The sequence below is a fragment of the uncultured Parolsenella sp. genome (assembly GCF_958346945.1).
Taxonomy (GTDB): Bacteria; Actinomycetota; Coriobacteriia; order Coriobacteriales; family Atopobiaceae; genus Parolsenella.
Genome location: NZ_CATVTL010000001.1, coordinates 281046 through 305827, shown reverse-complemented (window position 1 = coordinate 305827; position 24782 = coordinate 281046). Strand labels below are relative to the sequence as shown.

30 protein-coding genes are annotated in these 24782 nt (G+C 65.8%); 4 read left to right on the top strand and 26 right to left on the bottom strand.

The features are described from left to right. Positions 1-63 precede the first annotated feature (63 nt). Positions 64-885: an HAD-IIB family hydrolase gene (locus Q3866_RS01405; protein ID WP_293673136.1), complete on the bottom strand. Its 822-nt coding sequence runs from the start codon at positions 883-885 to the stop codon at positions 64-66. A 168-nt stretch (positions 886-1053) separates the two neighbouring features. Here Q3866_RS01405 and asnS point away from each other — a divergent pair, with 168 nt between their 5' ends. From asnS to Q3866_RS01385, 4 genes are all read left to right on the top strand, one after another. Then, a complete protein-coding gene (gene asnS, locus Q3866_RS01400; protein WP_301829037.1) occupies positions 1054-2457 on the top strand; it encodes an asparagine--tRNA ligase in 1404 nt (467 codons plus the stop codon). 221 nt (positions 2458-2678) lie between these two features. Beyond that, positions 2679-3752: an aldose epimerase family protein gene (locus Q3866_RS01395; protein ID WP_301829035.1), complete on the top strand. Its 1074-nt coding sequence runs from the start codon at positions 2679-2681 to the stop codon at positions 3750-3752. Positions 3753-3880: 128 nt separating this feature from the next. Continuing rightward, positions 3881-5089, top strand: a complete 1209-nt coding sequence (locus tag Q3866_RS01390; protein ID WP_301829033.1) for a galactokinase family protein — start codon at positions 3881-3883, stop codon at positions 5087-5089. Beyond that, a complete protein-coding gene (locus Q3866_RS01385; RefSeq protein ID WP_301829032.1) occupies positions 5080-6690 on the top strand; it encodes a UDP-glucose--hexose-1-phosphate uridylyltransferase in 1611 nt (536 codons plus the stop codon). The genes Q3866_RS01390 and Q3866_RS01385 overlap by 10 nt, the downstream gene beginning before the upstream one ends. Before the next feature lie 144 nt (positions 6691-6834). Here Q3866_RS01385 and Q3866_RS01380 read toward each other — a convergent pair whose 3' ends face one another. The 25 genes from Q3866_RS01380 to rplE all read right to left on the bottom strand — a co-directional run bounded on the left by Q3866_RS01380 (position 6835) and on the right by rplE (position 24677). Continuing rightward, complete coding sequence (locus Q3866_RS01380) at positions 6835-8094, bottom strand: aminotransferase class III-fold pyridoxal phosphate-dependent enzyme (RefSeq protein ID WP_301829030.1); 1260 nt, start codon at positions 8092-8094, stop codon at positions 6835-6837. A 53-nt stretch (positions 8095-8147) separates the two neighbouring features. Further along, positions 8148-9101 carry an acetylglutamate kinase gene (gene argB / locus Q3866_RS01375; protein ID WP_293673130.1) on the bottom strand — a complete coding sequence of 318 codons (954 nt, stop codon included), beginning with the start codon at positions 9099-9101 and terminating at the stop codon, positions 8148-8150. Between the two features lie 63 nt (positions 9102-9164). Further along, entirely contained in the window at positions 9165-10451 is a 1287-nt protein-coding gene (gene argJ / locus Q3866_RS01370) for a bifunctional glutamate N-acetyltransferase/amino-acid acetyltransferase ArgJ (protein ID WP_301829027.1), read from the bottom strand. Between the two features lie 60 nt (positions 10452-10511). Next, positions 10512-11573, bottom strand: a complete 1062-nt coding sequence (gene argC / locus Q3866_RS01365; protein WP_301829025.1) for an N-acetyl-gamma-glutamyl-phosphate reductase — start codon at positions 11571-11573, stop codon at positions 10512-10514. Between the two features lie 215 nt (positions 11574-11788). Next, on the bottom strand, positions 11789-12868 hold the full coding sequence (locus Q3866_RS01360; RefSeq protein WP_293673127.1) for a glycosyltransferase: 1080 nt from the start codon (positions 12866-12868) through the stop codon (positions 11789-11791). 137 nt (positions 12869-13005) lie between these two features. Continuing rightward, positions 13006-13737, bottom strand: a complete 732-nt coding sequence (locus Q3866_RS01355) for a hypothetical protein (protein ID WP_301829023.1) — start codon at positions 13735-13737, stop codon at positions 13006-13008. A 24-nt stretch (positions 13738-13761) separates the two neighbouring features. Next, complete coding sequence (gene truA, locus Q3866_RS01350; protein WP_301829021.1) at positions 13762-14622, bottom strand: tRNA pseudouridine(38-40) synthase TruA; 861 nt, start codon at positions 14620-14622, stop codon at positions 13762-13764. 252 nt (positions 14623-14874) lie between these two features. Continuing rightward, positions 14875-15333, bottom strand: coding sequence for a 50S ribosomal protein L17 (rplQ, locus tag Q3866_RS01345; RefSeq protein ID WP_301829019.1), 459 nt, complete (start codon positions 15331-15333; stop codon positions 14875-14877). Positions 15334-15364: 31 nt separating this feature from the next. Continuing rightward, positions 15365-16306, bottom strand: a complete 942-nt coding sequence (locus Q3866_RS01340; protein WP_293673122.1) for a DNA-directed RNA polymerase subunit alpha — start codon at positions 16304-16306, stop codon at positions 15365-15367. 22 nt (positions 16307-16328) lie between these two features. Continuing rightward, positions 16329-16922, bottom strand: a complete 594-nt coding sequence (gene rpsD / locus Q3866_RS01335; RefSeq protein ID WP_301829014.1) for a 30S ribosomal protein S4 — start codon at positions 16920-16922, stop codon at positions 16329-16331. A gap of 19 nt (positions 16923-16941) precedes the next feature. Further along, positions 16942-17349 (bottom strand): 30S ribosomal protein S11, encoded by a 408-nt coding sequence (gene rpsK, locus Q3866_RS01330; protein ID WP_073296226.1) that lies wholly within the window; start codon positions 17347-17349, stop codon positions 16942-16944. 13 nt (positions 17350-17362) lie between these two features. Continuing rightward, entirely contained in the window at positions 17363-17734 is a 372-nt protein-coding gene (gene rpsM / locus Q3866_RS01325) for a 30S ribosomal protein S13 (RefSeq protein ID WP_293673120.1), read from the bottom strand. 14 nt (positions 17735-17748) lie between these two features. Further along, a complete protein-coding gene (gene rpmJ / locus Q3866_RS01320; RefSeq protein WP_013252436.1) occupies positions 17749-17862 on the bottom strand; it encodes a 50S ribosomal protein L36 in 114 nt (37 codons plus the stop codon). Between the two features lie 116 nt (positions 17863-17978). Next, positions 17979-18197: a translation initiation factor IF-1 gene (infA, locus tag Q3866_RS01315; protein WP_073296232.1), complete on the bottom strand. Its 219-nt coding sequence runs from the start codon at positions 18195-18197 to the stop codon at positions 17979-17981. Between the two features lie 111 nt (positions 18198-18308). Then, the gene (gene map / locus Q3866_RS01310; protein WP_301828994.1) at positions 18309-19115 is read right to left on the bottom strand and encodes a type I methionyl aminopeptidase; all 807 of its coding nucleotides are present in this window, start codon (positions 19113-19115) and stop codon (positions 18309-18311) included. Further along, the gene (locus Q3866_RS01305; protein WP_293673118.1) at positions 19109-19738 is read right to left on the bottom strand and encodes an adenylate kinase; all 630 of its coding nucleotides are present in this window, start codon (positions 19736-19738) and stop codon (positions 19109-19111) included. Before Q3866_RS01305 ends, map begins: the two co-directional genes overlap by 7 nt. Before the next feature lie 117 nt (positions 19739-19855). After that, positions 19856-21145 (bottom strand): preprotein translocase subunit SecY, encoded by a 1290-nt coding sequence (secY, locus tag Q3866_RS01300; RefSeq protein ID WP_293673117.1) that lies wholly within the window; start codon positions 21143-21145, stop codon positions 19856-19858. Further along, positions 21139-21588 carry a 50S ribosomal protein L15 gene (gene rplO, locus Q3866_RS01295; protein WP_293673116.1) on the bottom strand — a complete coding sequence of 150 codons (450 nt, stop codon included), beginning with the start codon at positions 21586-21588 and terminating at the stop codon, positions 21139-21141. The genes secY and rplO overlap by 7 nt, the downstream gene beginning before the upstream one ends. Positions 21589-21599: 11 nt before the next feature. Then, positions 21600-21785: a 50S ribosomal protein L30 gene (gene rpmD / locus Q3866_RS01290; RefSeq protein ID WP_126420878.1), complete on the bottom strand. Its 186-nt coding sequence runs from the start codon at positions 21783-21785 to the stop codon at positions 21600-21602. A gap of 2 nt (positions 21786-21787) precedes the next feature. Continuing rightward, entirely contained in the window at positions 21788-22312 is a 525-nt protein-coding gene (gene rpsE, locus Q3866_RS01285) for a 30S ribosomal protein S5 (protein ID WP_293673115.1), read from the bottom strand. A gap of 12 nt (positions 22313-22324) precedes the next feature. After that, positions 22325-22693, bottom strand: coding sequence for a 50S ribosomal protein L18 (gene rplR / locus Q3866_RS01280; RefSeq protein ID WP_293673114.1), 369 nt, complete (start codon positions 22691-22693; stop codon positions 22325-22327). Between the two features lie 66 nt (positions 22694-22759). Then, a complete protein-coding gene (gene rplF / locus Q3866_RS01275) occupies positions 22760-23296 on the bottom strand; it encodes a 50S ribosomal protein L6 (RefSeq protein ID WP_293673113.1) in 537 nt (178 codons plus the stop codon). 30 nt (positions 23297-23326) lie between these two features. Then, positions 23327-23725 carry a 30S ribosomal protein S8 gene (gene rpsH, locus Q3866_RS01270; protein ID WP_293673112.1) on the bottom strand — a complete coding sequence of 133 codons (399 nt, stop codon included), beginning with the start codon at positions 23723-23725 and terminating at the stop codon, positions 23327-23329. Positions 23726-23835: 110 nt separating this feature from the next. After that, on the bottom strand, positions 23836-24021 hold the full coding sequence (locus tag Q3866_RS01265; protein ID WP_087227323.1) for a type Z 30S ribosomal protein S14: 186 nt from the start codon (positions 24019-24021) through the stop codon (positions 23836-23838). A 98-nt stretch (positions 24022-24119) separates the two neighbouring features. Further along, positions 24120-24677, bottom strand: coding sequence for a 50S ribosomal protein L5 (gene rplE, locus Q3866_RS01260; RefSeq protein ID WP_293673111.1), 558 nt, complete (start codon positions 24675-24677; stop codon positions 24120-24122). Positions 24678-24782: the final 105 nt, after the last annotated feature.

Sequence of the window (24782 nt, the reverse complement as noted above, 5' to 3'; positions counted from 1 at the left end):
ATCGCGGACTCCCGGCGTTCTCACATGTGGCAGGGCCATTCGCAGATTTATGGCTACAAGCCCCTACGCGCGCTTCTCGAACTTGGCCAGCAGGCGCTCGAGCTCCTCCTCGACCGTCTTGGCTCGACGGCAGCGCGGCGCCAGGTCGAGCATCGTGTCGAAACACGGGTCCATGAGGTAGGGGTGGCCTACCGCCTCGAGCATCTGACGGTCGTTCTCGGCATCGCCAAAAGCGGCCATGTCGGCCAGGTCGATGCCCAGCACCTCGCCCAGCTCGCGGATGGCCGAGCCCTTGTTGACGCCGCGCATGATCACGTCGATCCACTCGGCGCCCGAGGTTACGACCTCGCAGTCGCGGCCAAAGCAGTCGGCGAACATCTCGCGCACCTGCTCGTTGCGCTCGGGGTCCACCGTGAACGACACCTTGATGAGCGCCTCGCGCACGTCCTCGGGGCGGCTCACGGCGCTGATGTCGTAGCCCTTCGCGGTACGCATGTGCTCGATGAGCTCGGGCGTCTTCTCGCTCGCATAGGCGTGGCGCTCGCCCGACAGCACGTAGGCCGCGCCCGGCGTCTCGTCGATGAGGTGGCAGATGTCGAGCGCGAGCTCGCGCGGCATCGTGTGGCGCACGAGCGTCTCGCCCTGCCAGACGACCTCGCCGCCGTTCTCGCACAGGTAGCCAATGCGATCGGCCACCGGCTCGAAGAGGTGGCGCAGGCTCGCGTACTGCCTGCCGCTCGCGGCCATGAACAGCGCGCCGGCGTCGCAGACGCGCTCGATCACGGCAAACGCCTCGGGCCTGGGCAGGTTGCGCCCGCCAATGAGCAGCGTCCCGTCGAGGTCGGTCGCCACGAGCCTGATGTTTCCCTCGAGTCCTGTAGCCATGCATTCTCCCTCGTAAAGCTTAAAATCCGCGGCGCATTATATCCTGCGCGCGGCCAGATGCCAGCGAGAGCAGCCTCATCGGCCCCTCGCTGGTATCATTCTCTTCGGAATTCACACCCGTTCGCGGGTATCGGGCGGCACCGCCGCCCGTCACAAAAGGGAGAAGACATGGACCGCACCAAGATCGTCGAGCTGTACCGCACCGCCGAGCAGCTCGGCGGCACCACCGTCACCGTCGCCGGCTGGACCAAGTCCGTCCGCGACATGAAGAACTTTGGCTTCGTCACGCTCAACGACGGTAGCTGCTTCAAGGACCTGCAGGTTGTCATGAACCGCGAGACGCTCGCCAACTACGACGAGATCTCGCATCTGTCGGGCTACAACGCACTCATCTGCACCGGCACGCTCAAGCTCACGCCCGAGGCCCAGCAGCCCTTCGAGCTCACCGCCCAAACCATCACCGTCGAGGGCACCTGCGCGGCCGACTATCCGCTGCAGAAGAAGCGCGCCACGGTCGAGTTCCTGCGCACCCAACAGCACCTGCGCCCGCGCACCAACCTGTTCCGCGCCGTCTTCCGCATCCGTTCTGTCGCGGCTGCCGCCATCCACCGCTTCTTCCAGGAGCAGGGCTTTGTCTACGTCAACACCCCCATCATCACCACGAGTGACTGCGAGGGCGCCGGCGAGATGTTCCGCGTGACCACGCTCGACCCCAAAAATCCGCCCCTCACCGAGTCCGGCGAGGTCGACTGGAGTCAGGACTTCTTTGGCAAGCATGCAAGCCTCACCGTGTCCGGCCAGCTCAATGCCGAGAACTTTGCCATGGCCTTTGGCGACGTGTACACCTTTGGCCCCACCTTCCGCGCCGAGAACTCCAACACCACGCGCCACGCCGCCGAGTTTTGGATGATCGAGCCCGAGATGGCCTTTGCCGACCTTAACGACTACATGGATAACGCCGAGGCCATGCTCAAGTACGTCCTTAAGGACGTTATGGCCACCTGCCCCGACGAGCTCAACATGCTCAACAAGTTTGTGGACAAGGGTCTGCTCGAGCGCCTGGACCATGTCGCCAACTCCGACTTTGCCCGCGTTACCTATACCGAGGCCGTCGAAATCCTGGAGCAGGCAGTCGCTGCTGGCCACCAGTTTGATTACCCCGTCAGCTGGGGCATCGACCTGCAGACCGAGCACGAGCGCTTCCTGACGGAGGAGCACTTTAAGCGCCCGACCTTCGTGACCGACTACCCGGCCGAGATCAAGGCGTTCTACATGCGCATGAACGAGGACGGCAAGACCGTCGCCGCCGCCGACTGCCTGGTGCCCGGTATCGGCGAGATTATCGGCGGCTCCCAGCGCGAGGAGCGCCTGGATCTGCTCGAGGCCCGCATCAAGGACCTGGGCATGAATCCCGAGCAGTACAAGTACTACCTTGACCTGCGCCGCTACGGTTCCTGCAAGCACGCCGGCTACGGTCTGGGCTTCGAGCGCTTGGTCATGTATCTGACCGGCGTGGGCAACATCCGCGACGTCCTGCCGCACCCGCGCACCGTGGGCAACGCCGACTTCTAGGCCACCACGCGTTGCAAGCCGCATAACGCACGCCTGCGCCCGTCTCGCACACGCGAGGTGGGCGCTTTCTTTGGCCGAGAAGAGCTCGCGCTCGCCCGCCCGGCACGCACGCTCGCCGCGCGGGCGTTGTATGTCCCTTCCTTCTCGTTAAAATTTAATATATCAAGTGAGAACAACGGCGCCGGCACCTGCGCGCTGGCGCATCCGTCGAGAGGGGCAGCATGGTTCGCACGCTCGCATTTGGCACCACCCCAGACGGCACGCCCGTCCGCGCCTACGAGCTCGCGTGCGCGGGCGTCACGGCCCGCGTCAGCGACTTTGGCGCAACGCTTCTGGGGCTCACCGCGCCCGACCGCGCGGGCAGGGTCGCAGACGTCGTCCTGGGCTTTGGCAGCCTCGACGGCTACCTCGACAACCCCGCCTGCTTTGGCGCCACCATCGGCCCCGTGGCAAACCGCACGGACGCGGGCGAGGTGCCCCTGGAAGGCAACACCTACCAGTTGCCCCAAAACGACGGCCCCGAGCAGCGCAACAACCTGCACACGAGCCTCACCGCGGGCCTACACAAGCGCGTCTGGGCCGCCCGTATGGACAACGAGGCCAACGCCGTGACCTTCTCGACCACGCTCAACGACGGCGAGCTGGGCCTTCCGGGCGCGCGCACCTTCACGGCCACCTACGCCCTCGTGCCCGCGCAAGAGGGCGGCGCCGCGCTCACCGTGCGCTACCGGTGCGAGACGGACGTGCCCACCTACGTGAACATGACCAACCACACGTACTGGAACCTCGCGGGGCACGCGAGCGGCAGCGCGCGCGGCCAGCTCATCCAGATAAACGCCAGCCGCTACCTGCCGCTTCGCGAGGACTCGGTCTCCGCCGGCGAGGTGCGCGAGGTAGCAGGCACGCCGTTCGACTTCCGCGTGCCCAAGCCGCTCGGCCAAGACATCGACGCAGATGACCCGCAGCTCGCGATAGCCCACGGCTACGACCACTGCCTGTGCGTCGACGGCTACGAGCCCAACGGCAGGCCGCGACCCACCCTCCACGCCGAGGACCCCGCGAGCGGCCGCACCCTCGACGTCGCCATCACCACGCCCGGGGCGCACCTCTACGCCGGCAACTGGCTGGGCGACGACCACGCCAAGGACGGCGCCTCCTACCGCGGCCAGAGCGGCTTTGCCTTCGAGCCCGAGTTCTGGCCCGACGCCATCCACCACCCCGCGTGGGAGCAACCCACCTGCGAGCCCGGCCACCCCTACGAGCAGACCATCGTCTACCGCATCTCGGCCAGCTAGCGAGGGGCGGCGCGGCACAGCGACCACAGCCACTTGCGATCGTCAGCGACCACACGCGGCAACGCCACGCCCCGCAATGAACACCAGCTCACGGCCGCAAGCGGCCAAAGCGCAAGAAAGGACCAGCCATGTCCAACGTCATCGTGCCCACAACCCTCGCCCACCTCGAGCAGCTCTTCTCGGCAGCCTTTGGGCCAAGCGACGCGCCCGCCGTCGCCGCCTACGCACCCGGCCGCTCAGAGATCGCCGGCAACCACACCGACCACGAGGGCGGCCGCGTCATCGCCTGCGCGCTCGACGTCGCCGCGCACGCCGTCGCCCGCCCGCGCACCGACACGCTCGTGCGCGTGGCCTCTGAGGGCTACCCCGCCTTCGAGCTCGACCTCGTGAGCACCGACGCGCGCGAGGACGAGCGCGGCACCACCGCAAGTCTCGTGCGCGGCATGGCCCACGAGATCGCAGCCGCGACCGGCATCAGTCCGCGCGGCTTTGACCTCGCGATGTGCTGCGACATCCCCTCGGGCGGCGGCCTGTCGAGCTCGGCGGCCGTCGAGGCGCTGCTCGGGCGCACCATGGAGGCGCTCTGGGGCGCTCAGGCAGCCGAGCCCGTGGCCCTCGCCCAGATGTGCCAGCGCACCGAGAACGCCTACTACGGCAAGCCCTGCGGCCTCATGGACCAGGCCGCCGTCTGCCTGGGCGGCCTCGCCCTCATGGACTTCGCGAACGCCCACGAGCCCGACACCAAGAAGCTCGACCTCGCCTTCGAGGACTTTGGCTACGCGCTCGTCCTCGTAAAGGTGGGCGCAGACCACGCCGCCTCGACCGCCGACTACGCCGCCATCCCCGGCGAGATGCAGGCCATCGCGGTCCGGCTGGGCCACGAGCGCCTCTGCGAGGTGAGCCGCGCGGACTTCGACGCGGCGCTGCCCGCCCTTCGCCAGGAGTTTGGCGACCGCGCCGTCCTTCGCTGCATCCACTACTGGCACGAGGACAAGCTGGTCGAGAGGCGCTGGCGAGCCCTCAACATCGGCGACGTCGCGGCGCTCCTCGAGCTCACGCGCGAGAGCGGCGCCAGCTCGGCGATGTACCTGCAAAACGTCGCGGCCGATCTTGGCCACGAGCAGCCCGCGATGTTTGCCCTGGGCGCGGCCGAGCACCTGCTCGAGGGCGACGGCGCGGTGCGCATCCACGGCGGCGGCTTTGGCGGCACCATCCAGGCCTTCGTGCCGCTCGAGCAGCTCGACGCCTTCTGTGCCCAGATGGACGCCTGGCTGGGCGAGAGGTCGTGCCGTCGCTACGTCGTGAGCGGCGAGGGGGCGAGCGCGGCATGGCTGTAGGCAACGAACAGGTGCTGGCCACCACCGCCCAGGAGCTCGTCGAGTACGCCACGCGCCACCGCCTCATCGAGGCGGCCGACCGCATCTGGGCCTACAACGCCGTCCTCGCCGCCGTGGACGCCGAGGGTCCGGCCGCGCCCAGGCCCTGGACCCAGCCCGCAGACGAGGACCAGCCGGCCGAGCAGGACGCAGATGGGCTTACGCTCGACGACCTGCTCAACACGCTCGTGCACCACGCCCTGATGAACGGCGTCATCGAGCGCTCGCCCAGCGCCTGCGACGCCCTCGCCTGCCAGGTCATGGGCGCCCTCACGCCCCGCCCCAGCGAGGTCGCGTGCCAGTTCCACGCCCTCGAAAGCGCCCGTGGCCCCAAGGCCGCGACGGACTGGTTCTACGCCCTGTGCTGCGCCAACGGCTACGTGAGGCAGTCGGCCATCGCGCGCAACATCAAGTGGAAGACCCCCACCACCTGGGGAGACCTCGAGATCACGATCAACCTCTCCAAGCCCGAGAAGGACCCGCGTGCCATCGCCCGTGCCGGCGCCGCCCCGCAAGACAGCGAGAGGTACCCTGCCTGCCAGCTCTGCATCGAGAACGAGGGCTATGCCGGTCGCGGCGACGACTCGCCGCGCGGCGCCCACCCGGCGCGCCAGAATCTGCGCATCGTGCCGCTCGAGCTGGGCGGAGAGCGCTGGGGCCTGCAGTACAGCCCCTATGCCTACTTTGGCGAGCACTGCATCGCCATGAGCGCGGCCCACCGCCCCATGCACATCGACCGCGCCACCGTCTCGAACCTGCTCGAGCTTGTCGACCTGCTCCCCCACTACTTCTTTGGCTCCAACGCGGACCTGCCCATCGTGGGCGGCTCGATCCTTTCGCACGACCACTTCCAGGGAGGCGCCCACGAGTTCGCGATGATGCGGGCCGCGACCGCCTGGACGTTTGCCATGGATGCCTTCCCCGACGTCTCGGCCGAGGTGCTGCACTGGCCGCTCAGCGTCATTCGCCTGCGCACCCGCAGCCGCGAGCAGGCGCTCGACGCGGCCGTCCACGTCATCGACCTCTGGCGCGGCTGGAGCAGCGAGGCCGCGGGCGTCATCGCGGCCGGCACGGACGGCACGCCCCACAACACCGTAACGCCCGTCGTGCGCAGGGTGGGCGAGGCCGGCCAGCCCGGGGGCGCCATCTACGAGGTCTACCTCGCCCTTCGCTGCAACGTCACGAGCGAGGAGCACCCGCTGGGGGTCTTTCACCCCCATGCGCAGTACCACCACATCAAGCGCGAGAACATCGGCCTCATCGAGGTCATGGGCCTCGCGATCCTGCCGCCTCGCCTCTCGCGCGAGCTTGCCGAGGTGAGCCGCCTGCTCGAGGCGGGCCAGCTCGACGCCCTGGATGCCAACCCCCTCACGGCCTCCCACGCCGCATGGGCGCGCGAGGTCGCCGCACGCCGCGGGGCAGACGTCGCCGCGGGCAAGGCCGACGCCGTGCTGCAAGACGAAGTGGGCCAGGTCTTCTCGCACGTGCTTGAGGACGCCGGCGTCTTCAAGTGGAACGAGGCGGGCGAGCAGGCCTTCCATGCCTTTACCAACAGCCTGTAACGCAAAGCGGCCCCGCAAGCATTCGCGCTTGCGGGGCCGTCCATTTCGTTTTTGCGCGTCCAACGCGACTACCTGTGCCCTCCAGGGGAGCCAGTCTGTCGCGCTGGGCACGCGGGACACCCACGCAGGCGCGCAGGAAGCCGTCTAGGCCAGGATGTCGCCCAGGATCGAGACGAGCTCGTCGACGTCGGCCTTCGTGCACACCAGCGGTGGCAGGAAGCGCAGCGTCGTGGGACCGGTGGCGTTGATAATCGCGCCGCGCTCGAGCGCGCGGGCCACGAGGTCGTGCGCGTCGGGCAGACCCTCGGCCAGCTCGGCGCCAAGCATGAGGCCGGCACCGCGCGCCTCGGCCACGCCAGGCAGCTCGGCGAGCTTGTCGGCCAGGTAGGCGCCCACCTCGCACACGTGCGGCAGGTAGCCCTCGCCCGGCTTACCCTCGGGAGCTGTGCCAGTCGTGAGCTCGCCCAGCACGGCGTCGGCCGCGGCGCAGACAAGCGGGCCGCCACCAAAGGTGGAGCCGTGGTCGCCGGGGTGGAAGGCCTCGGAGATCTCGGCCCTGGCGACGCAGGCGCCCATCGGCAGGCCGCCGGCGATGGCCTTGGCCAGCGTGAAGACGTCGGGCGTCACGCCGTAGCCCTGGAAGGCAAGCGCGTGACCCGTGCGGAACAGGCCCGTCTGGACCTCGTCGCACATCATGAGAGCACCGTTCTCGCTCGTGAGGCGGCGCACCTCCTCCATGAACTCCTGCGTCATGGGGTGCACGCCGCTCTCGCCCTGGATAGGCTCGAGGAGCACGGCGCAGATGTTGGAGCCGCGCTGGGCAAACACCTCGCGCAGGGCCTCGACGTCGTTGGCGTCGATAGCGATGAAGCCGCCGGGCAGCGGCTGGAACGGGTCCTGGGCCCAACCCTGCATCGTGGCCGCGATGGTCTCCATCGTGCGGCCGTGAAAGCTCTTGTTGAGGCAGATGATGTCAAAGCCGCCGTTGCCGCCGCGCTTGGCCCACAGGCGGGCGAGCTTGATGGCGCACTCGTTGGCCTCGGCACCCGAGTTGCCAAAGAAGGCGCGCCACTGCTGAGGCGCGTCGGGGCTCGCGGCGGCCGGGTCGCCGTCGCCGGCGTTGGCGAGCTGCGAGAGACGCCTCGCCACCTCGCCGCGGTGCTCGATGTGGAAGTAGTTCGAGATGTGCAGCAGCCTGGAGGCCTGCTCGGTCACGGCCGCCTCGAGCACGGGGTGGGCGTAGCCCAGGCAGCTCACGGCGATGCCGCCAAGGAAGTCGAGGTACTCGCGGCCCTCGGAGTCGACGGCGCGCATGCCGTGGCCACCCACGAACTCGACGGGGTAGCGGCCAAACGTGTGCATCACGTAGGCGTCGTCTAGCTTCTTAGCCTCTTCCAGGGACATATGTGGTCCTTTCGTCTTGCGCGCGGGCGCTGCCCACACGCGGCATCTACCTGCTAGTTGTTCACGGCCAGACGGCTCGCGAGCGTGCCCAGCGGGTGGGCGTCGTACTCGAGGGCTTCCTCGGAGGAGTGCATCGTAGTGCCAATGCCCTTGTCGGTGAGCAGCTCGATGAGCAGGGAGTGCGGGGTCTTGCCGTTGATGACGTGGCTGCGGAAGACGCCGGCGTGCAGCGCGTAGCAGCAGCTCTCGAGCTTGGGAATCATGCCCTTGTCAACGGTGCCGCTCGCGAGCATCTCCTCCATCTCGCGCAGGCTCATGTTGGAGATGAGCGAGTTCTTGTCGGAGAAGTCCATGTAGACGCCGTCGACGTCGGTCAGGTAGACGATCTTCTGGGCTCCGATGGCGGCAGCGACGTAGCCGGCGGCGACGTCGGCATTGATGTTGTAGTAGCCGCCGTCCTCGCCCACGCCCACCGTGGCCACCACGGGGATGTACTCGCTCTTGATGAGGGTCTCGAGATAGGTGGTGTCGACGTGCTCGATCTTGCCCACGCGGCCGAGGTCGGGGTTGAGCGTCGAGCACAGGATGGTGCCCGCGTCTGCGCCCGAGACGCCCACGGCAAGGTTGCCGTGACGGTTGATCGAGGCCACGAGGTCCTGGTTGACCTCGCCCACGAGCACCTGGCGCACCACGTCCATGGCGGCGGGCGTCGTGACGCGCTGGCCGTCCTTGAACTCGACGGGGAAGTTGAGGGCGTCGAAGGCGCGGTTGATGGCCTTGCCGCCTCCGTGGACGATCACGACGTTCACGCCCAGGATCTTGAGCAGCACGATGTCGCTCATGACGTCGGCGCGCAGCTTCTCGTCGACCATGGCCGCGCCACCGTACTTGATGACGACGGTCTTGCCCGTGATGTTCTTGATCCACGGCAGCGCCTCGAACAGCACCTGGCCGGTGCGCTCGTCGGTGTCCTTCGCGCGCTTGCTCGTGTCGATTGCGTACTTCATGCGTCCCTCCTTGCGGGAGCTGGGTTCTTGGCGGCCGCGCAGGCGGCCCGGGCGGGGTGCGCCCTACGTGCGGTAGTCTCCGTTGATCGTGACGTACTCGTGCGTGAGGTCGCAGGTCCAGACGGTCGTCTCGCAGGTGCCGGCGCCCAGGTCTGCCCAGATGGTGATCTCGGGCTCCTCGAAGCGGCGCAGGGCCTCGTCCTCGTCGAAGGCAACCGTGAGGCCGTCGCGGCACACGGGCATGCCCATGATGTCGATGTCGACGTCGCGCTGGTCAAAGGCAACGCCGCACTTGCCCAGGGCCATCGCAATGCGACCCCAGTTGCAGTCGTGGCCGTAGATGGCTGTCTTGACCAGCGGCGAGTTGGCGATGGCGCGCGCGGCGGTGTCGGCGTCCTCGTCGGTCGCGGCGCCGGCCACGGTCACGGTCACGAGCTTGCTCGCGCCCTCGCCGTCGGCCGCGATCTCGCGGGCGAGGTGCTGGCACACGGCGTTCACGGCGGCGGCGAACTCATCGGCCTCGGGGGTGCCGGCCTCGATGGAGCAGCCGTCCAGAGCGGCCTTGCCCGTGGCGATGGCGATACAGGTGTCGTTGGTCGAGGTGTCGGAGTCGACCGTCACCTTGTTGAAGGTCTTCTTGACAACACTCACCAGGACCTCGTGGAGCAGCTCGGGCTCGACGAGCGCGTCGGTCGAGATAATCGAGATCATCGTGGCCATGTTGGGCATGATCATGCCCGAGCCCTTGCACATGCCGCCCACGATGATGGTCTGGCCCGCAAGGGCGCCCGTGGCCTCGTAGGAAACCGCGTACTCCTTGGGGTGGGTGTCGGTGGTCATGATGGCGTGCGCGGCGTCGTGGCCGCCAGCCAGGCGGGCCTCGTCGTCCTCGTCCTCGCTCGCAGCGGCAGCCGCGGCAATCTTCTCGTGCAGGGCCGGCACGCCGGTCTTGAAGGGCGAAAGGTCAAGCAGCTGGCCAATGACGCCCGTGGAGGCAACGAGCACCTGCTCGGGCGCGCAGCCCACCTCCCTGGCGACGAGCTCGCAGGTGGCCTCGGCGCACTCCAGGCCCTCCTCGCCCGTGGCGGCGTTGGCGTTGCCCGAGTTGATGCAGACGGCACGCACGGCGGCGCAGCCGTCCTCGCCCAGGTGGCCGCGCGAGACGGTCACGGGAGCGGCGCAGAACTTGTTGGTGGTGAAGGCGCCTGCGGCGACGGCGCCCTCGTCGACCTCGACCAGGGCCAGGTCGAGACGGTTGGGGTCGGCGCGGAACCCGGCGTGGATGCCGCCCGCGTAGATGCCCGCGGGGCTCGCAACGCCTCCGTCCTCGATGACCCTGAGGCTAGGCATGGGAGTCTCTTGCATGGCGCTCCTCCGGTAGCTAAGACGGACAGGACGAATGGATGCGAGCTAGACAGCCATGCCGATGTTCGACAGGCCGGCCTTCTCGTCGAGGCCAAAGACAATATTGGCGCACTGCACGCCCTGGCCGGCGGCACCCTTGCACAGGTTGTCGATGGCGCCGGTGCAGATGAGCGTATTGGTGCGGGCGTTGATGGCCAGGCCCACCTGGGCCACGTTGGTGCCCACGACGCTCGCGGTACGCGGCTGGGTGCCAGCCGGCAGCACCTGGACAAAGGGGTGGCCATCGTAGAGCGCGTGGTAGCAGGCCAGCATGTCGTCAAGGCTCATGCCGGCGGCCTCGTCGGTGAGCTGCAGGTAGACGGTCGAGAGCAGGCCGCGCTTCTGCGGCACGAGGTGTGGGGTAAAGACGACCTCGCCGGGCTTGCCCAAGATCTGCTCGATCTCGGGCGTGTGGCGGTGCTTACCCACGTTGTAGGCCATGACGTCCTCGTCGGCGTTGCAGAAGTGGGTCTTGGCGTTGCAGCCCTTGCCCGCGCCCGTGACGCCGCTCTTGGCGTCGACGATGACGAGGCCGTGGGTCCAGCCGGCGCGCACGGCCGGGGCGCTCGCAAGCGAGGTGGCTGTGGGATAGCAGCCGGCGCAGGCGACGAGGGCGGGCTTGCCGGCCTCGTGCAGCTCGTGGGCGCGCGCGAGGTCGTCGCCAAAGAGCTCGGGCAGGCCAAAGGCGCGCGTGGAGAGCAACTCGGGCGAGGTGTGCCTGGCGTTGTACCACTGCTCGTAGACGTCCTTGTCGGCCAGACGGTAGTCTGCCGAGAGGTCAACGACCGTGATGCCCGCCTCGAGCAGCGACGGCACCTGGGCAAGCGCGGCCGTGTGGGGCACGGCCAGGAAGACCAGATCGCACGCGCGCACCGCGGGGTCGTCGTGCGTGGTGAACACGAGGTCGGTTGCGCCAGCGAAGGCGGGGTACTCGGCGGCGAGCGGCGTGCCCGCGTCGGCATTCGACGTGATGACCGACAGCTCGAACTCGGGGTGGCCCAGCAGTAGCCTCACGAGCTCGGCTCCCGCGTACCCCGCCGCTCCCACAACTCCAACCTTGTACGACATGCAGCGCTCCTCACTATCGAAACCCGGCCACGTGGCCGAGCGCTCAGGCGTCCCTTGCGCCCGCTCGGGACGCAATGCTTTTCGATTATAGCCATTGTGGAGGAGCGCGGCCGTATCGATTTGCGCGAATCTGTATATCGATATCATATTCATGCAATATTTTGCATATTAATACGACCGGTGCCTATGAAAAAGCCGCCCGGAGGCGGCCCTTCCTAGCGATTTGCCTTGAGCGTGGCAAAGAGCCTGGTGTTGTGGCGCTTCACGAACGAGATGAAGCGGCCCTCGGCAAGCGCCATGCGCGCGTCGCGGCGCCTCACGGGGATGAGCATGAGGCCCATCATCTTCGAGTGCGGCTGGGCGATGGAGACGGCCAGCTGGGCGCGCTCGCTGCTGATCATCGCGTCGATCTGCTCGAGCTTCTCGGCCTCAGAGAGGGTGCAGCTGGGGTTGCACACGTTCTCGATGCAGCCCACCAGGCGCTCGACGTAGCGGCGCTGCACCATCTCGGTGCTCGCCGGGTCGCCGGCGAGCCCCCAGTGCTCGTAGAGGTCGAGCATCCAGCCGTGCTCCTCCTCGCGCTTCTCGTACATGTTCGAGCGCCAGCGGGCGGTCTCGCTCTCGGCGCGCAGGCGAATGAAGTGGTAGTAGGCGCGCTCGGTCACGGCCACGCGCTCGATGTCGCGGATGACGTCGAGCACGAAGGGGAAGTCGTCCCAGAACGTGGGCTTGAAGCGCGCGTGGATGTGCTCGAGGTACGAGCGGCGGAAGAGCTTGTTCCACGGCGTGTAGAGCAGATTCGTGTCGAAGAGGCGCCAGGCGCAGGCGCGGAACTCTTCCTTGGAGCCAAAGGTGCACGAGGGCTGGCTCTTGAGCTCGGAGGTGTGCTGGTCGCCGCTGCCGTAGTAGGTCTCTATGTAGAAGCCCGCGATCACGAGATCGAGGTCATCCGCCTCGGCGATCTTAACGAGGTCGGCGAGCATCGTGGGCTCCACCCAGTCGTCGCCGTCGACGAAGTGCACGAACTCGCCGCGGGCGCGGTCGAGCGCGGTGTTGCGCGCAGCGGCGGCCCCCTGGTTCTTGGTGTGGATGACGTCGATACGAATGTCGCGCTCGGCCATGCGGTCGGCGACCTCGCCGGTGCGGTCAGTGGAGCCATCGTCGACGATGAGCAGCTCGAAGTTGCGCATCGTCTGGTTTTGGAGGCTCTCGATGGCTCGCCCAATGAAGCGGTCCACGTTATAGGCCGGGATGATGACCGAAACCTTGGGGACCCTCTTCTCGCTGTGTGCCATCAAGTCTTCTTTCACGCGTGGTTCGTGGGCGCTTCTGCCCACACGGAAGACTACCATCGACGCACTTCCAGCCACATCCCCTTGGGGTATGTCCAGTTAATCTGCGCATTTGTTGCGCAAGGCGCACACATCAAAGATTAGGCGATGACACCCACGGTTCTCGCCAGCGCGACGGCGTCGAGCTGGCCGTCTTCGGTGGCGCCCACGCTCGCCACGTCCGAGGCGGAGAGCCCCAGCGAGACGGCGCGCTTGGCGATGTCGAGCAGGCCCGTGGCGTCGAGGTCGCTCGAGACGATGCCGCCCAGAAGCTCGGTGGCATGGCTTGCGAGCGCCGAGCTGCCGCCCGCGGCCGTCTGCAGAAAGGCGTCCCAGCCCACCTGCGTCATCGTCACCGCGTGGTCCATGGGCACGGCGCAGGTAGAGGCGATGCCGCCCGCAAGGCCTCCGAGCCCCTGCGAGGCATAGACCTCATGCAACGAGGCGATGCCGGAGTCGAGCGCAAGCTGCGCCTCGGGAGCAAGCGACGTGAGCTTGGCCGCCCCCTGGGTGGAGTCGATCGAGGCCACGTAGAGGCCCGAGAGGTCTGTCGAGGAGGAGTCGGGCACGATCACGAACAGGACCGTCTCGACCTCGTCGCCCGTGACCGTGGCGCCCGCGGCGTCTGCTAGGGCCCGCGCGCCGCCCTCCTGCACCGTCGCGGACGCAAGCGCGTCGCTCACCTCATGGCTTCCCAGCGCGCTCGACGAGTTGGCGAGCCTCCATAGCGTCGAGACAAGCAGGGCAAGAGCCACGGCAACGACGAACAGCACCACCGCTGCGACCTTGTTGCGATTGGGGTTGTCCTTGGGAACGTCGGGCCTCTCGTACATGATGGCTCCCCTCGCACGGCGCCCCTACTCCCAGGGCGTGAGCAAATTCTGGGGATAGTCTACCCCCACGAAGGTGAGTCCCTTCGCCGGAGCGCAGGGGCCCGCCGCCTTGCGGTCACACGCGGCCAGGGCTTCAGCCACCCAGGGGGCGTCGCGATGACCGCGGCCCACCTCGACGAGCGTGCCCGTGATGGTGCGCACCATCGAATGAAGAAACGCATTGCCCACGACGTCGATACACACGACGCTCTCGCCGCACTCGACCTCGCGCGTAACGTCGACGCGCGAAACATATCGATGCGTGGGCTTGCCCTCGGCGCTCGTGGCCTTGCAGAAGCTCTTGAAGTCATGCTCCCCCACCAGCGCCTGAGCCGCCTCGTACATGGCCACCTCGTCAAGGGTGCTCTTGAGCCACCACGCGTGGTCCCAGGCAAGCACGGGGCGGGCGGGCCCGTCTACGATGCGGTACCGGTAGCTCCTCGAAGTTGCGTCAAAGCGTGCCGAGAAGCCCGCGGGAGCCTGATAGAGGGCCTGGGGGGCGATGTCGTCGGGCAGCAGGGCGCCCAGCCCGTGCATGAGCCTGCGGTCGGGCAGCGCGAGCTCCTCGACCGTGACGGGGACGCTCACGTACTGGGCGATGGCATGGACGCCCGCGTCGGTGCGGCCCGCGCAGGTAAGGTCCACCTCGCGCCGGAGCAGGGTCTCGAGCGCGCGCGTGACCTCGCCCGCCACCGTGCGCCGGGTGGGCTGTGCGGCAAAGCCCGCGAAGCCCGCTCCGCGATAGCCAAGCTTGAGCACAAGCGTGCCGTCGAGCGTGCCCTCCTCGAGAGCGCGCTCCTCGAGCGAGGGGCGGTGAGGCGGCTGGACGATCGCGGGGTCGAACATGGTTGCTCCAAACATCAGGTCTGCGGAATGCCTTCCGTAGACTCGGCAAGACGCATGCTTCTTGGCCGAGCCAGGCTCAGCCGCACGGGTGCGACGGGTAGACAGCCCGCAGCCCGCCAGCGTACCCAAAGACCAACCATTCCAGTCCACGTGGCGGAGCAAGAAGCAGGGCTCAATGCAAAAGAGGGTCCGAACGAAGCGTCCGGACCCTCCTACAGTACCTTACGAGTTGCCTCGTTGCGAGAGCCTCGCCTACTCGGCGGTCTCCTCGGTAGACTGCTCCTCGGCGGGAGCCTCCTCCACCTTGGTCACCTTGGTGGCCTCGGCCTTGGGGGCCTTGGCAGCAACCGGCTCGGTGATGATCTCGATGATGGCGACCTCGGCGTTGTCACCCTTGCGGGGGCCGAGCTTCATGATGCGGGTGTAGCCGCTGTTGCGGTCGGCCCACATGCCCTGAGCAGCCTTCTCGAAGACCTCGCGGACGAGCTCCTTGTCACCGAGCTTGGCGATGGCGAGACGACGAGCGTGAAGGTCGCCGCGCTTGGCCCAGGTGATGATGCGGTCCACGTCGGTGCGGATGGCCTTCGCACGCGGCAGGGTCGTCTTGATGCGGTCGTTGGCGAACAGCGCCTGACAAAGGCTCTTCTTCATAGCCTTGGTGTGGGCGGCGTCGGTGCCAAGCTTCATCCCGCTCTTCTTGTAGTGCCTCATAGTCAGTTACTCCTATGCGATGTAGCGGCGCTTAAGCCTTGAAGCTCAGGCCCATCGACTCAAGCTTGTCCTTGACTTCCTCGATGGACTTGACGCCGAAGTTGCGGATGTTGAGCAGGTCGTTCTCGGAGAACTCGACGAGCTGACGGACGGAGTGGATGCCAGCGCGCTTCAGGCAGTTGTAGGAGCGCACGGACAGGTCCAGGTCCTCGATCTGCTTGTCAAGCTCGGTGTTGTCATCGGTCTGGCCAGCGGCGAAGATCGACGGCTCCTCGGCCTGCTCACCCTCATCGGCCAGGGACATGAACGCAGCCATGTGCTGGTTGATGATGTTCGCGGCCTCGACGACGGCCTCGCGGGGAGACACACCACCGTTCGTCTCGATCTCGAGAACGAGCTTGTCGTAGTCGGTGTGCTGGCCCACGCGACAAGGCTCGACGGCCTTGGCGCAGCGGCGCACGGGCGAGAAGAGCGAGTCGACGTGAATCAGACCGATGGGGTCGTCGTCATGCTCGTTGTCCTCGCCAGAGACGTAGCCACGACCGGTGCCGATGCGCATCGACATCGTAAGGTGGGCGCCCTCAGAGAGCGTGCAGATCACGTGCTCGGGGTTAACGAGGTTGAACTCGGAGGGGATGTCAAAGTCCCCGCCAGTCACCGTGGCCGGGCCATCGATGGAGATGGTGGCCGTGGCCTCGTCGCCAACGCCAAGGCTCTTGAAAGCAAGGCCCTTGACGTTCAGCACGATGTCGGTGACGTCCTCATAGACGCCCTCGACCGTCGTGAACTCGTGCTGTACGCCGTCGATCTGGATGGCCTCCACAGCGGCGCCCTCGAGCGAGGAGAGCAGCACGCGGCGGAGCGAGTTGCCCAGGGTATCGCCATAGCCGTGCTCAAGCGGCTCGGCAACGACGCGGGCAACGTTGTCGCTGACCTCTTCTACCGTCACGTTGGGACGGATGAAATCGGACATAGAAACCTCCAACCGGTCTCTACTACTTGGAGTAGAGCTCGACGATGAGCTGGGCGTCGAGATCAAGGTCGATCTGGTCACGCGTCGGGAGCTGCAGGACGGTACCCGTCAGCTTCTCGATGTCGACCTCGAGCCAAGCAGGCACGGCCATGTGCTCAGAGGAGATCAGGGCCTCCTTGATGGGAAGCAGGTCCTTGAACTTGGGGGCGACAGCCACGACGTCGGCGGCCTTCACGCGGTAGGAGGGGATGTCGACGCGCTTGCCGTTCACGGTGATGTGGCCGTGACGGACGGTCTGACGGGCCTCCTTGCGGGTGCGGGCGAAGCCAAGGCGGAAGACCACGTTGTCGAGGCGGCTCTCGAGGATGGTGAGCAGGTTGTCACCGGTAATGCCCTCGATCTTCAGAGCCTTCTCGTAGTACATGTGGAACTGCTTCTCAAGCACGCCGTAGATGAACTTGGCCTTCTGCTTCTCGCGGAGCTGACGGCCGTACTCGCTCTCGTTGCGGCGCTGGCGCTTGGGCTGGCGGTTCGACTTCTTGTTGATGCCCATCACGATCGGGTCAATGTCGAGCGCGCGGCACCTCTTAAGGACAGGAGTCCTATCCACTGCCATAGTTAGATTCCTTCCTTACCTACACGCGGCGACGCTTGCACGGACGGCAACCGTTGTGCGCGATGGGGGTCTTGTCCTGGATGCTCGAAACCTCGAGGCCGGCAGCCTGGAGGGAGCGGATGGCGGTCTCGCGGCCAGAGCCGGGGCCCTTGACGAAGACGGAGACCTTGTGGACGCCGTGCTCCATGGCCTCCTTGGCGCAAGCCTCGGCAGCCATCTGAGCGGCGAACGGGGTGGACTTGCGGGAGCCCTTGAAGCCGACCATGCCGGCGGAGCGCCAGGAGATCACGTTGCCCTGGGGGTCGGTGATCGAGATGATCGTGTTGTTGAAGGTGCTCTTGATGTGAGCCTGACCGACAGAGATGTTCTTACGGTCGGCACGCTTGATGCGCCCGCGAGCCTGGGCGCCCTTCTTAGCAGTAGCCATTAGTCAGTCTCCCCTACTTCTTCTTCTTGCCGCCGACCTGACGCTTCTTGCCCTTGCGGGTGCGAGCGTTAGTGTGCGTGCGCTGGCCGCGGACGGGGAGGCCCTTGCGGTGACGGAGGCCGCGGTAGCAGCCGATCTCCATCAGGCGGGCAATGTTCTGACGCGTCTCACGACGGAGGTCGCCCTCGACGGTGTAGTTAGCGTCAATGTAATCGCGCATCTTCGAGACCTCATCCTCGGTGAGGTCACGCACCTTGGTGCTGGGGTCAACGCCAGTCTCGGCGCAGATCTTAGAAGCGGCGGTACGGCCGATGCCGTAGATGTAGGTAAGTCCGATCTCAACGCGCTTCTCGCGCGGGAGGTCGACGCCGTTAATACGGGCCAACTTGTGCTCCTCTCCTAGCCCTGACGCTGCTTGTGGCGCGGGTTCTCGCAGATCACGTACACCTTACCGTGGCGACGGATGATCTTGCACTTGTCGCACATCTTCTTGACCGAAGGACGTACTTTCATCGTTCTTCCTCTCGGTGTGTCTTGCTTTCCTATATGAACGCCCAGCCGCTGGCGAGAATATCCAAGGCTGTGTGCCGCTTGCGCGGCGGTTTGGACCGGGTGGTCCTGCCGAACCCCTACTTGTAGCGGTAGGTGATGCGGCCACGCTGCAGGTCATACGGGGAGATCTCCACGTCAACCTTGTCGCCGGGAAGAATGCGGATGTAGTTCATCCTGATCTTTCCCGAGATGGTGCAGAGAATGGTGTGGCCATTCTCGAGCTCAACGTTAAACATCGCGTTGGGCAGCGGCTCGAGCACCTTGCCCTCAAGCTGGATTGCATCCTGTTTGCTCACTGCGTGCTACCTTCTCCTCGATACATGACACAGCGACTGAACATCATAACGAAAAACCCGCGCTACGTCCATGCAGCGCGGGTTCTCCACAACTTCTGTAGCCAGGCGTGGCTAGTGCTCGCCCACGTCGCTGCCCGTACCACCCATCATGTCGCACCAGGGGCCGTCGGCGTCTGCCGTGAGGATCACGGGGCCATCCTCGGTGATGGCAATCGTGTTCTCGTAGTGGGCCGCAGCGAGCCCGTCGTTGGTGACGACGGTCCAGCGGTTGGGGAGCACGTGGCTTTCGTAGCCGCCGAGGCAGATCATGGGCTCGATGGCGATGACCATGCCCACCTGAAGCTTGACCCCCCTGCCGGCCTTGCCGTAGTTGGGGACGTTGGGCTCCTCGTGCATGGCGCGACCCACGCCGTGCCCCACGTAGTCGCGTACCACACCGTAGCCATTGGCCTCGGCAAGGCTCTGGACGGCATGGCCCACATCACCCAGGCGGTTGCCGGGGACGGCGGCCGCGATGCCGGCCTTGAGGCAGTCGCGGGTAACCTCGCACAGGCCCTTGTCGGCCACGCTGGGATTGCCGCAGTAGAAGGTCCAGGCGTTGTCGCCCACCCAGCCGTTCACGATGGCGCCCGTGTCGATGGAGACGATGTCGCCCTCCTGCAGCACGGTGGCCGCAGACGGGATGCCGTGGACGATCTGGTCGTTCACCGAGCAGCAGATGCTGGCAGGGAATCCGCCGTAGCCCTTGAAGGCGGGCGTGCCGCCGTGCATGCGGATGATGCTCTCGGCAACGCGGTCGAGCTCGAGGGTGTCGACGCCCGGGCGAATCATCGCGCCAACGCGACGAAGTGCCAGCTTGGAGAGGGCTCCGGCCGGCTTCATGGCCTCAATCTCTGCCGTGGTCTTGATCTTTAGCATAGACCGAGGAGCTCCTTGACGTCCGCATAGACCTCGTCGACCGGACGGTCGCCGTCGACGGACTTGAGCAGGCCCTTGCCACGGTAGTACTCGACGAGCGGAGAGGTCTGCGTCTCGTAGACGTCGAGGCGCTTCTGGATCGTCTCGGGCTTGTCGTCGTCGCGCTGGTACATCTCGCCGCCGCAGGAGGGGCAGGTGTCGACGCCGGCGGGAGCGGTGTAGCCGCACTCCTTGCAGGTGCGACGCGAGGACAGGCGCTTGACGATGACGTCGGCGGCAACGTCGACGAGCAGAGCGGCGTCGAGGTTGCGGCCCATCTCGGCAAGAGCGGAGTCGAGCGTCACGGCCTGAGCGGTGTTGCGCGGGAAGCCGTCGAGGATGAAGCCCTTCTTGGCGTCATCGGCGTCGAGACGCTCGGTCACGAGGTCGACGACGAGCTTGTCGGGAACGAGCTGGCCGTTGTCCATGTAGGACTTGGCCTTGATGCCCAGCTTGGTGCCGGCCTTGACGGCAGCGCGGAGCAGATCGCCGGTGGAGATGTGGGCAACGCCATACTCCTCGACGAGCTTCTGGGCCTGAGTACCCTTACCGGCACCGGGGGCGCCGAGCAGAACGATGTTCATGCGTGCCTTCTTTCTGCGCCGATGCGCATCAGAGAATTCCGTCCCTCCAGCCTACCGCAAAACAAACGGGGCCGCCGCCCGAAGGCGACGACCCCGCAAAGACTCTTTGTCCGAGACCTACTTGATAAGCAGGTTCTCGTAGTTGGTGGTCTTGAGCTGGCTCTCGATCTGGCAGATCGTGTCGAGGGCCACGCCAACCATGATCAGGATCGACGTGCCGCCAAAGGCCTGCACCAGCGAGTTGCCAGTGAAGGTGAAGATGATCGACGGAACGACGGCCACGATCGCGATGAAGATGGCACCAGGAAGCGTGATGTGGTTCAACACGTTCTTGATGTAGGCCGAGGTGGCTGAGCCCGGACGAACGCCAGGGATGAAGCCGCCCTGCTTGCGCAGCGTGTCGGCCGTCTCATCGGGGTTGAACACCATGGAGGTGTAGAAGTACGCAAAGCCGACGATGAGAAGCACGGAGAGAATCCAGTTAAGCCAACCGGAGCTCACGGCGTTCGCGAAGGTGCTGATCCAGCCAACACCGGGGAAGAACACCGCAATCTGAGCCGGCAGGTACAGGATTGCGCTCGCGAAGATGATGGGGATGACGCCAGCCGTGTTGACCTTGACGGGAAGGTACGTGGACTGGCCGCCCATGATCCTGCGACCCACGACGCGCTTGGCGTACTGCACCGCGATGCGACGCTGGCCACGCTCGATGTAGACGATGAACGGGACAACCGCGACGATCACCACGACGGTGAGGATCGTGAGCAGGATTCCGTTGTCAGAGGTGCGCAGCGACTGGATGATCGAGGTGGGCAGGCCCGAGATGATGTTGGCAAAAATGATGAGGCTCATGCCGTTGCCAATACCACGCTGGGTGATGACCTCGCCCATCCACATGATGAGGATGGCGCCGGCAAGCATCGAGACCACGACGACCACGTTCATCAGCCACTCGGGGATGCCCGTCTGCGAAAAGTCGATGCCAAAGCTGGAGCTCTTGAAGAGGAAGAGGTAGCCGATGGCATTGAGCAGGGCGAGGCCCACGGTGACGTAGCGCGTGTACTGCGTGATCTTGCGCTGGCCGCTCTCGCCCTCGCGGGCAAGCGTGCCGAGGCTCGGCACCACGGCCTGGAGCATCTGCATGATGATCTGGGCCGTGATGTAGGGCATGATGCCCAGGCAGAACACCGACACGCGAGAGAGTGCGCCACCGCTGAACAGGTTCAGAACCGCGATAGCACTGTTCGCGCTGGAGCTCGACTGATATGCCGAGAGCATCCCCGAGAAGGGGATGCCCGGCACGGGCACGTATGCCCCAATCCTGTAGAGGACGAGGATACCGACCGTCAGCAGGATCTTGTTGCGAAGCTCCTTGACGCGAAAGGCATTGAGGATGCCATTTAGCACGGGAGCTCAACCTTTCCGCCGGCGGCCTCGATCTTGGCCTGGGCGGCAGGGGTGACCTTGTCGACCTTGACGGTGAGCTTCTTGGTGATCTCGCCGTCGGCAAGGACCTTCACGAGCTCATAGTCGCGCTTGATGATGCCAGCGGCGATGAGGCTCTCGGTGTCCACGACGTCGCCGTCGTTGAACTTGTCCTCGAGGCGGGAGACATTGACCGGCGTGTACTCGACGCGGCCGTGGTGCTTGAAGCCGGGGAGCTTCGGGAGACGCATGGCCAGCGGCTGCTGACCACCCTCGAAGCCAGCGCCCTTGCCGCCACCGGAGCGGGAGAGCTGGCCCTTGGTGCCGCGGCCAGCAGTGGTGCCGTGGCCGGAAGCGTTGCCGCGACCAATGCGCTTGCGGGCCTTCTTGGCGCCCTCAGCGGGGCGCAGATCGTTGAGCTGCATAGGTGTGACTCCTAGTTCTCTTCAACGGTGACGAGGTGCTTGACCTTGAAGATCATCCCGCGGACGCTCTCGTTATCGGGAAGCACGTGCGTGTCGTTGATCTTGCGGAGGCCGAGAGCGCGGCAGGTGCGGGTCTGGTCAGCCTTGACACCGCAGACGGCGCTCTTGACGAGCTTGACGGTGAGGGTCTTCGCCATGACTAGTTCTCCTTCCCGACGAACATCTCGGCGACGGTGAGGCCGCGACGCTCGGCGGTCTCCTCGGGGCTCGAGAGCTGCTTCAGAGCCTCAGCGGCGGCCTTGATGATGTTGAGGCCGTTGCTGGAGCCCATGGACTTGGACAGGACGTTCTTGATGCCAGCCAGCTCGAAGAGCGGACGAACGGGGCCGCCGGCGATGACGCCGGTACCGTCGATGGCGGGCTTCACGAGGACGCGGGCAGCGCCAAACTCGCCCATGACGTCATGGGGCACCGAGCCGGTCTCGGTCAGGGGCACCTTGAACATGTTCTTCTTGGCGTTGTCGGAAGCCTTCTGGATGGCCAGGGGCACCTCAGAGGACTTGCCGGTGCCAAGACCAACGTTGCCCTTGCCGTCGCCGACGACAACGAGGGCGACGAGAGACATACGACGGCCGCCCTTGACGGTCTTGGAAACGCGGTGGATGAAGACGACGCGCTCCTGGAGCTCGGAGGCGTCGCGCTGCTGCTTCGGGTTACGAGCCATTACAGATACCTCCTAGAACTTCAGACCCGCGGAGCGGGCGCCATCAGCGAGAGCCTGGACACGGCCATGGTAGATGCGGCCGCCGCGGTCGAACGTCACCGTGGTGACGCCAGCCTTGAGGGCGCGCTCGCCAACCATCTTGCCCACGAGCTCGGCGGCCTCCTTGTTGGAGCCCAGCTTGCCCGTGGCGCGGAACTCGGGGTCCAGCGTCGAGGCGGTGCAGATGGTCCTGGCATCGACGTCGTCGATGACCTGGGCGTAGATGTTGGTGTTCGTGCGGTGCACGGAGAGGCGGGGACGCTCGGCGGTGCCGCAAATCTTGGAGCGGACGCGACGCTCGCGGCGCTTGAGGCCAGCCCTCTTAGCCTTGAACTTGTTCATGAAAATCTCCTTAGTCACGCCGTCACCTAGCAGGGTGACGGTCTTCTATGACTTACTGGACAGGCCTTACTTGGCAGCCTTGCCGAGCTTCCTGCGGATGTGCTCACCCATGTAGTGGATGCCCTTGCCCTTGTAGGGCTCGGGAGGACGCTTCATGCGAATCTCGGCGGCAACCTGGCCGACCTGCTCCTTGGAGATGCCCTTCACGTTGATGTGCGTGTTGTCGGGGACCTCGAAGGTGATGTTCTCGGGGGCCTTGTAGATGACCGGGTGAGAGTAGCCGAGCGAGAGGTCAAGATCCTTGCCCTTGAGCGCGACACGGTAGCCGACGCCCGTGAGCTCGAGCTGCTTCATGAAGCCCTCGGAGACGCCGAGGACCATGTTGTGGATGAGGGTGCGGGTCAGGCCGTGCTGGGCGTTGGCCTCGCGGGACTCGTCGTTGACGGTGACGAGGATCTCCTCGCCCTCCTCCTTGATGGTCACGAGCTCGGAGAAGTGACGATCGAGCTCGCCCTTCGGGCCCTTGACGTGGACGTGGTTGCCCTCAACTGTCACAGTGACTCCGGCGGGAATCTGGACAGGCTTCTTGCCAATACGGGACATGGTGAGTCTCCTTTCCTATCCTGCCGTGAGTTACCAGATGTAGGCGATGACCTCGCCGCCGACGCCGAGCTTACGAGCGTCGCGGTCGCACATCATGCCCTTGGAGGTGGAAATAACGGCGGTGCCGAGGCCACCGAGGACGCGGGGAAGGTCCTCGGCCTTGCTGTAGATGCGCAGGCCCGGCTTGGAGATGCGCTTGATGCCGCGGATGACGCGGGCACGGCGCGCACCATACTTCAGGGTGACCGTCAGGGTCTTCTGGGGCTTGGTGTCCTCGACGGCGTAGCCCTCGATGTAGCCCTCCTCCGTGATAACACGGGCGATCTCGACGAGCACCTTGCTCGACGGCATGCTGACGACATCCTTGCCGGCGGTGTTGCCGTTGCGGATGCGCGTGAGCATGTCTGCAATGGGATCGGTAACGTTCATTGGGATTCTCCTTCGGTAGGGATGAACCTCTGCGTCCGGTTCAGCCTGGCCCGTAGCCAGGTCGCCTGGACGGGAGTCTTCCTTTTGCCCAGGAGCTGAAGGTCTAGGACCTACCAGCTCGCCTTGCGGACGCCGGGAAGCTCGCCCTTGCTAGCGAGCTCACGGAAGCAGACACGGCACAGGCCGAACTTGCGATAGACGCTGTGCGGACGGCCGCAGCGCTGGCAACGGTTCTGGGTGCGCGTCGAAAACTTCGGCTCTCGCTGAGCCTTGACGATCATCGATGTCTTAGCCACAAATCCTCCTTACGGATGACGGCCGCACTTTTGTGCGGCTATTTCCGCCGCTTGCGCGGCACGCCGCCGACACAAGGCCGGCGGCGGGATTACCAATGCTACTTGGCGAACGGGAAACCAAAGCCGTCGAGCAGGGCCTTGCCCTCCTCGTTGGTGTTGGCGGTGGTGACGATGGTGATGTCCATGCCACGGGTGCGATCGATCTTGTCGAAGTCGATCTCAGGGAAGATGAGCTGCTCGGTGACGCCCATGGAGAAGTTGCCACGGCCGTCGAAGCTCTTGGCGGAAATGCCGCGGAAGTCGCGGATGCGGGGGATGGCAACGCAGATCAGGCGATCCAGGAAGTCCCACATGCGGTCGCCGCGCAGGGTGACCTTGGCGCCGATGGGCTGACCCTCACGAAGGTGGAAGGTAGCGATGGACTTGCGGGCACGACGAATGGACGGCTGCTGGCCGGTGATGGCGCGCAGGTCGGAAATGGCACCGTCGATAGCCTTGGAATCGGTAGCGGCCTCGCCGACGCCCATGTTCACAACGATCTTCTCGATCTTCGGGACGCACATGGGGTTGGTGTAGCCGAACTGCTCGATGAGCTTGGCACGGACCTCGTCGTTGTACTTGGTCTTGAAGCGCGGGACGTACTTCTCTTCAGCCATTTTCACTCCTTATGGGGTTTCTCAGCACGGGGTTGGCTCGGGGCTTTTAGACCTCGGTTACCCTCGTACCTCCTGCTCGACGGCTAATCGGCAGGAGCCTTCACA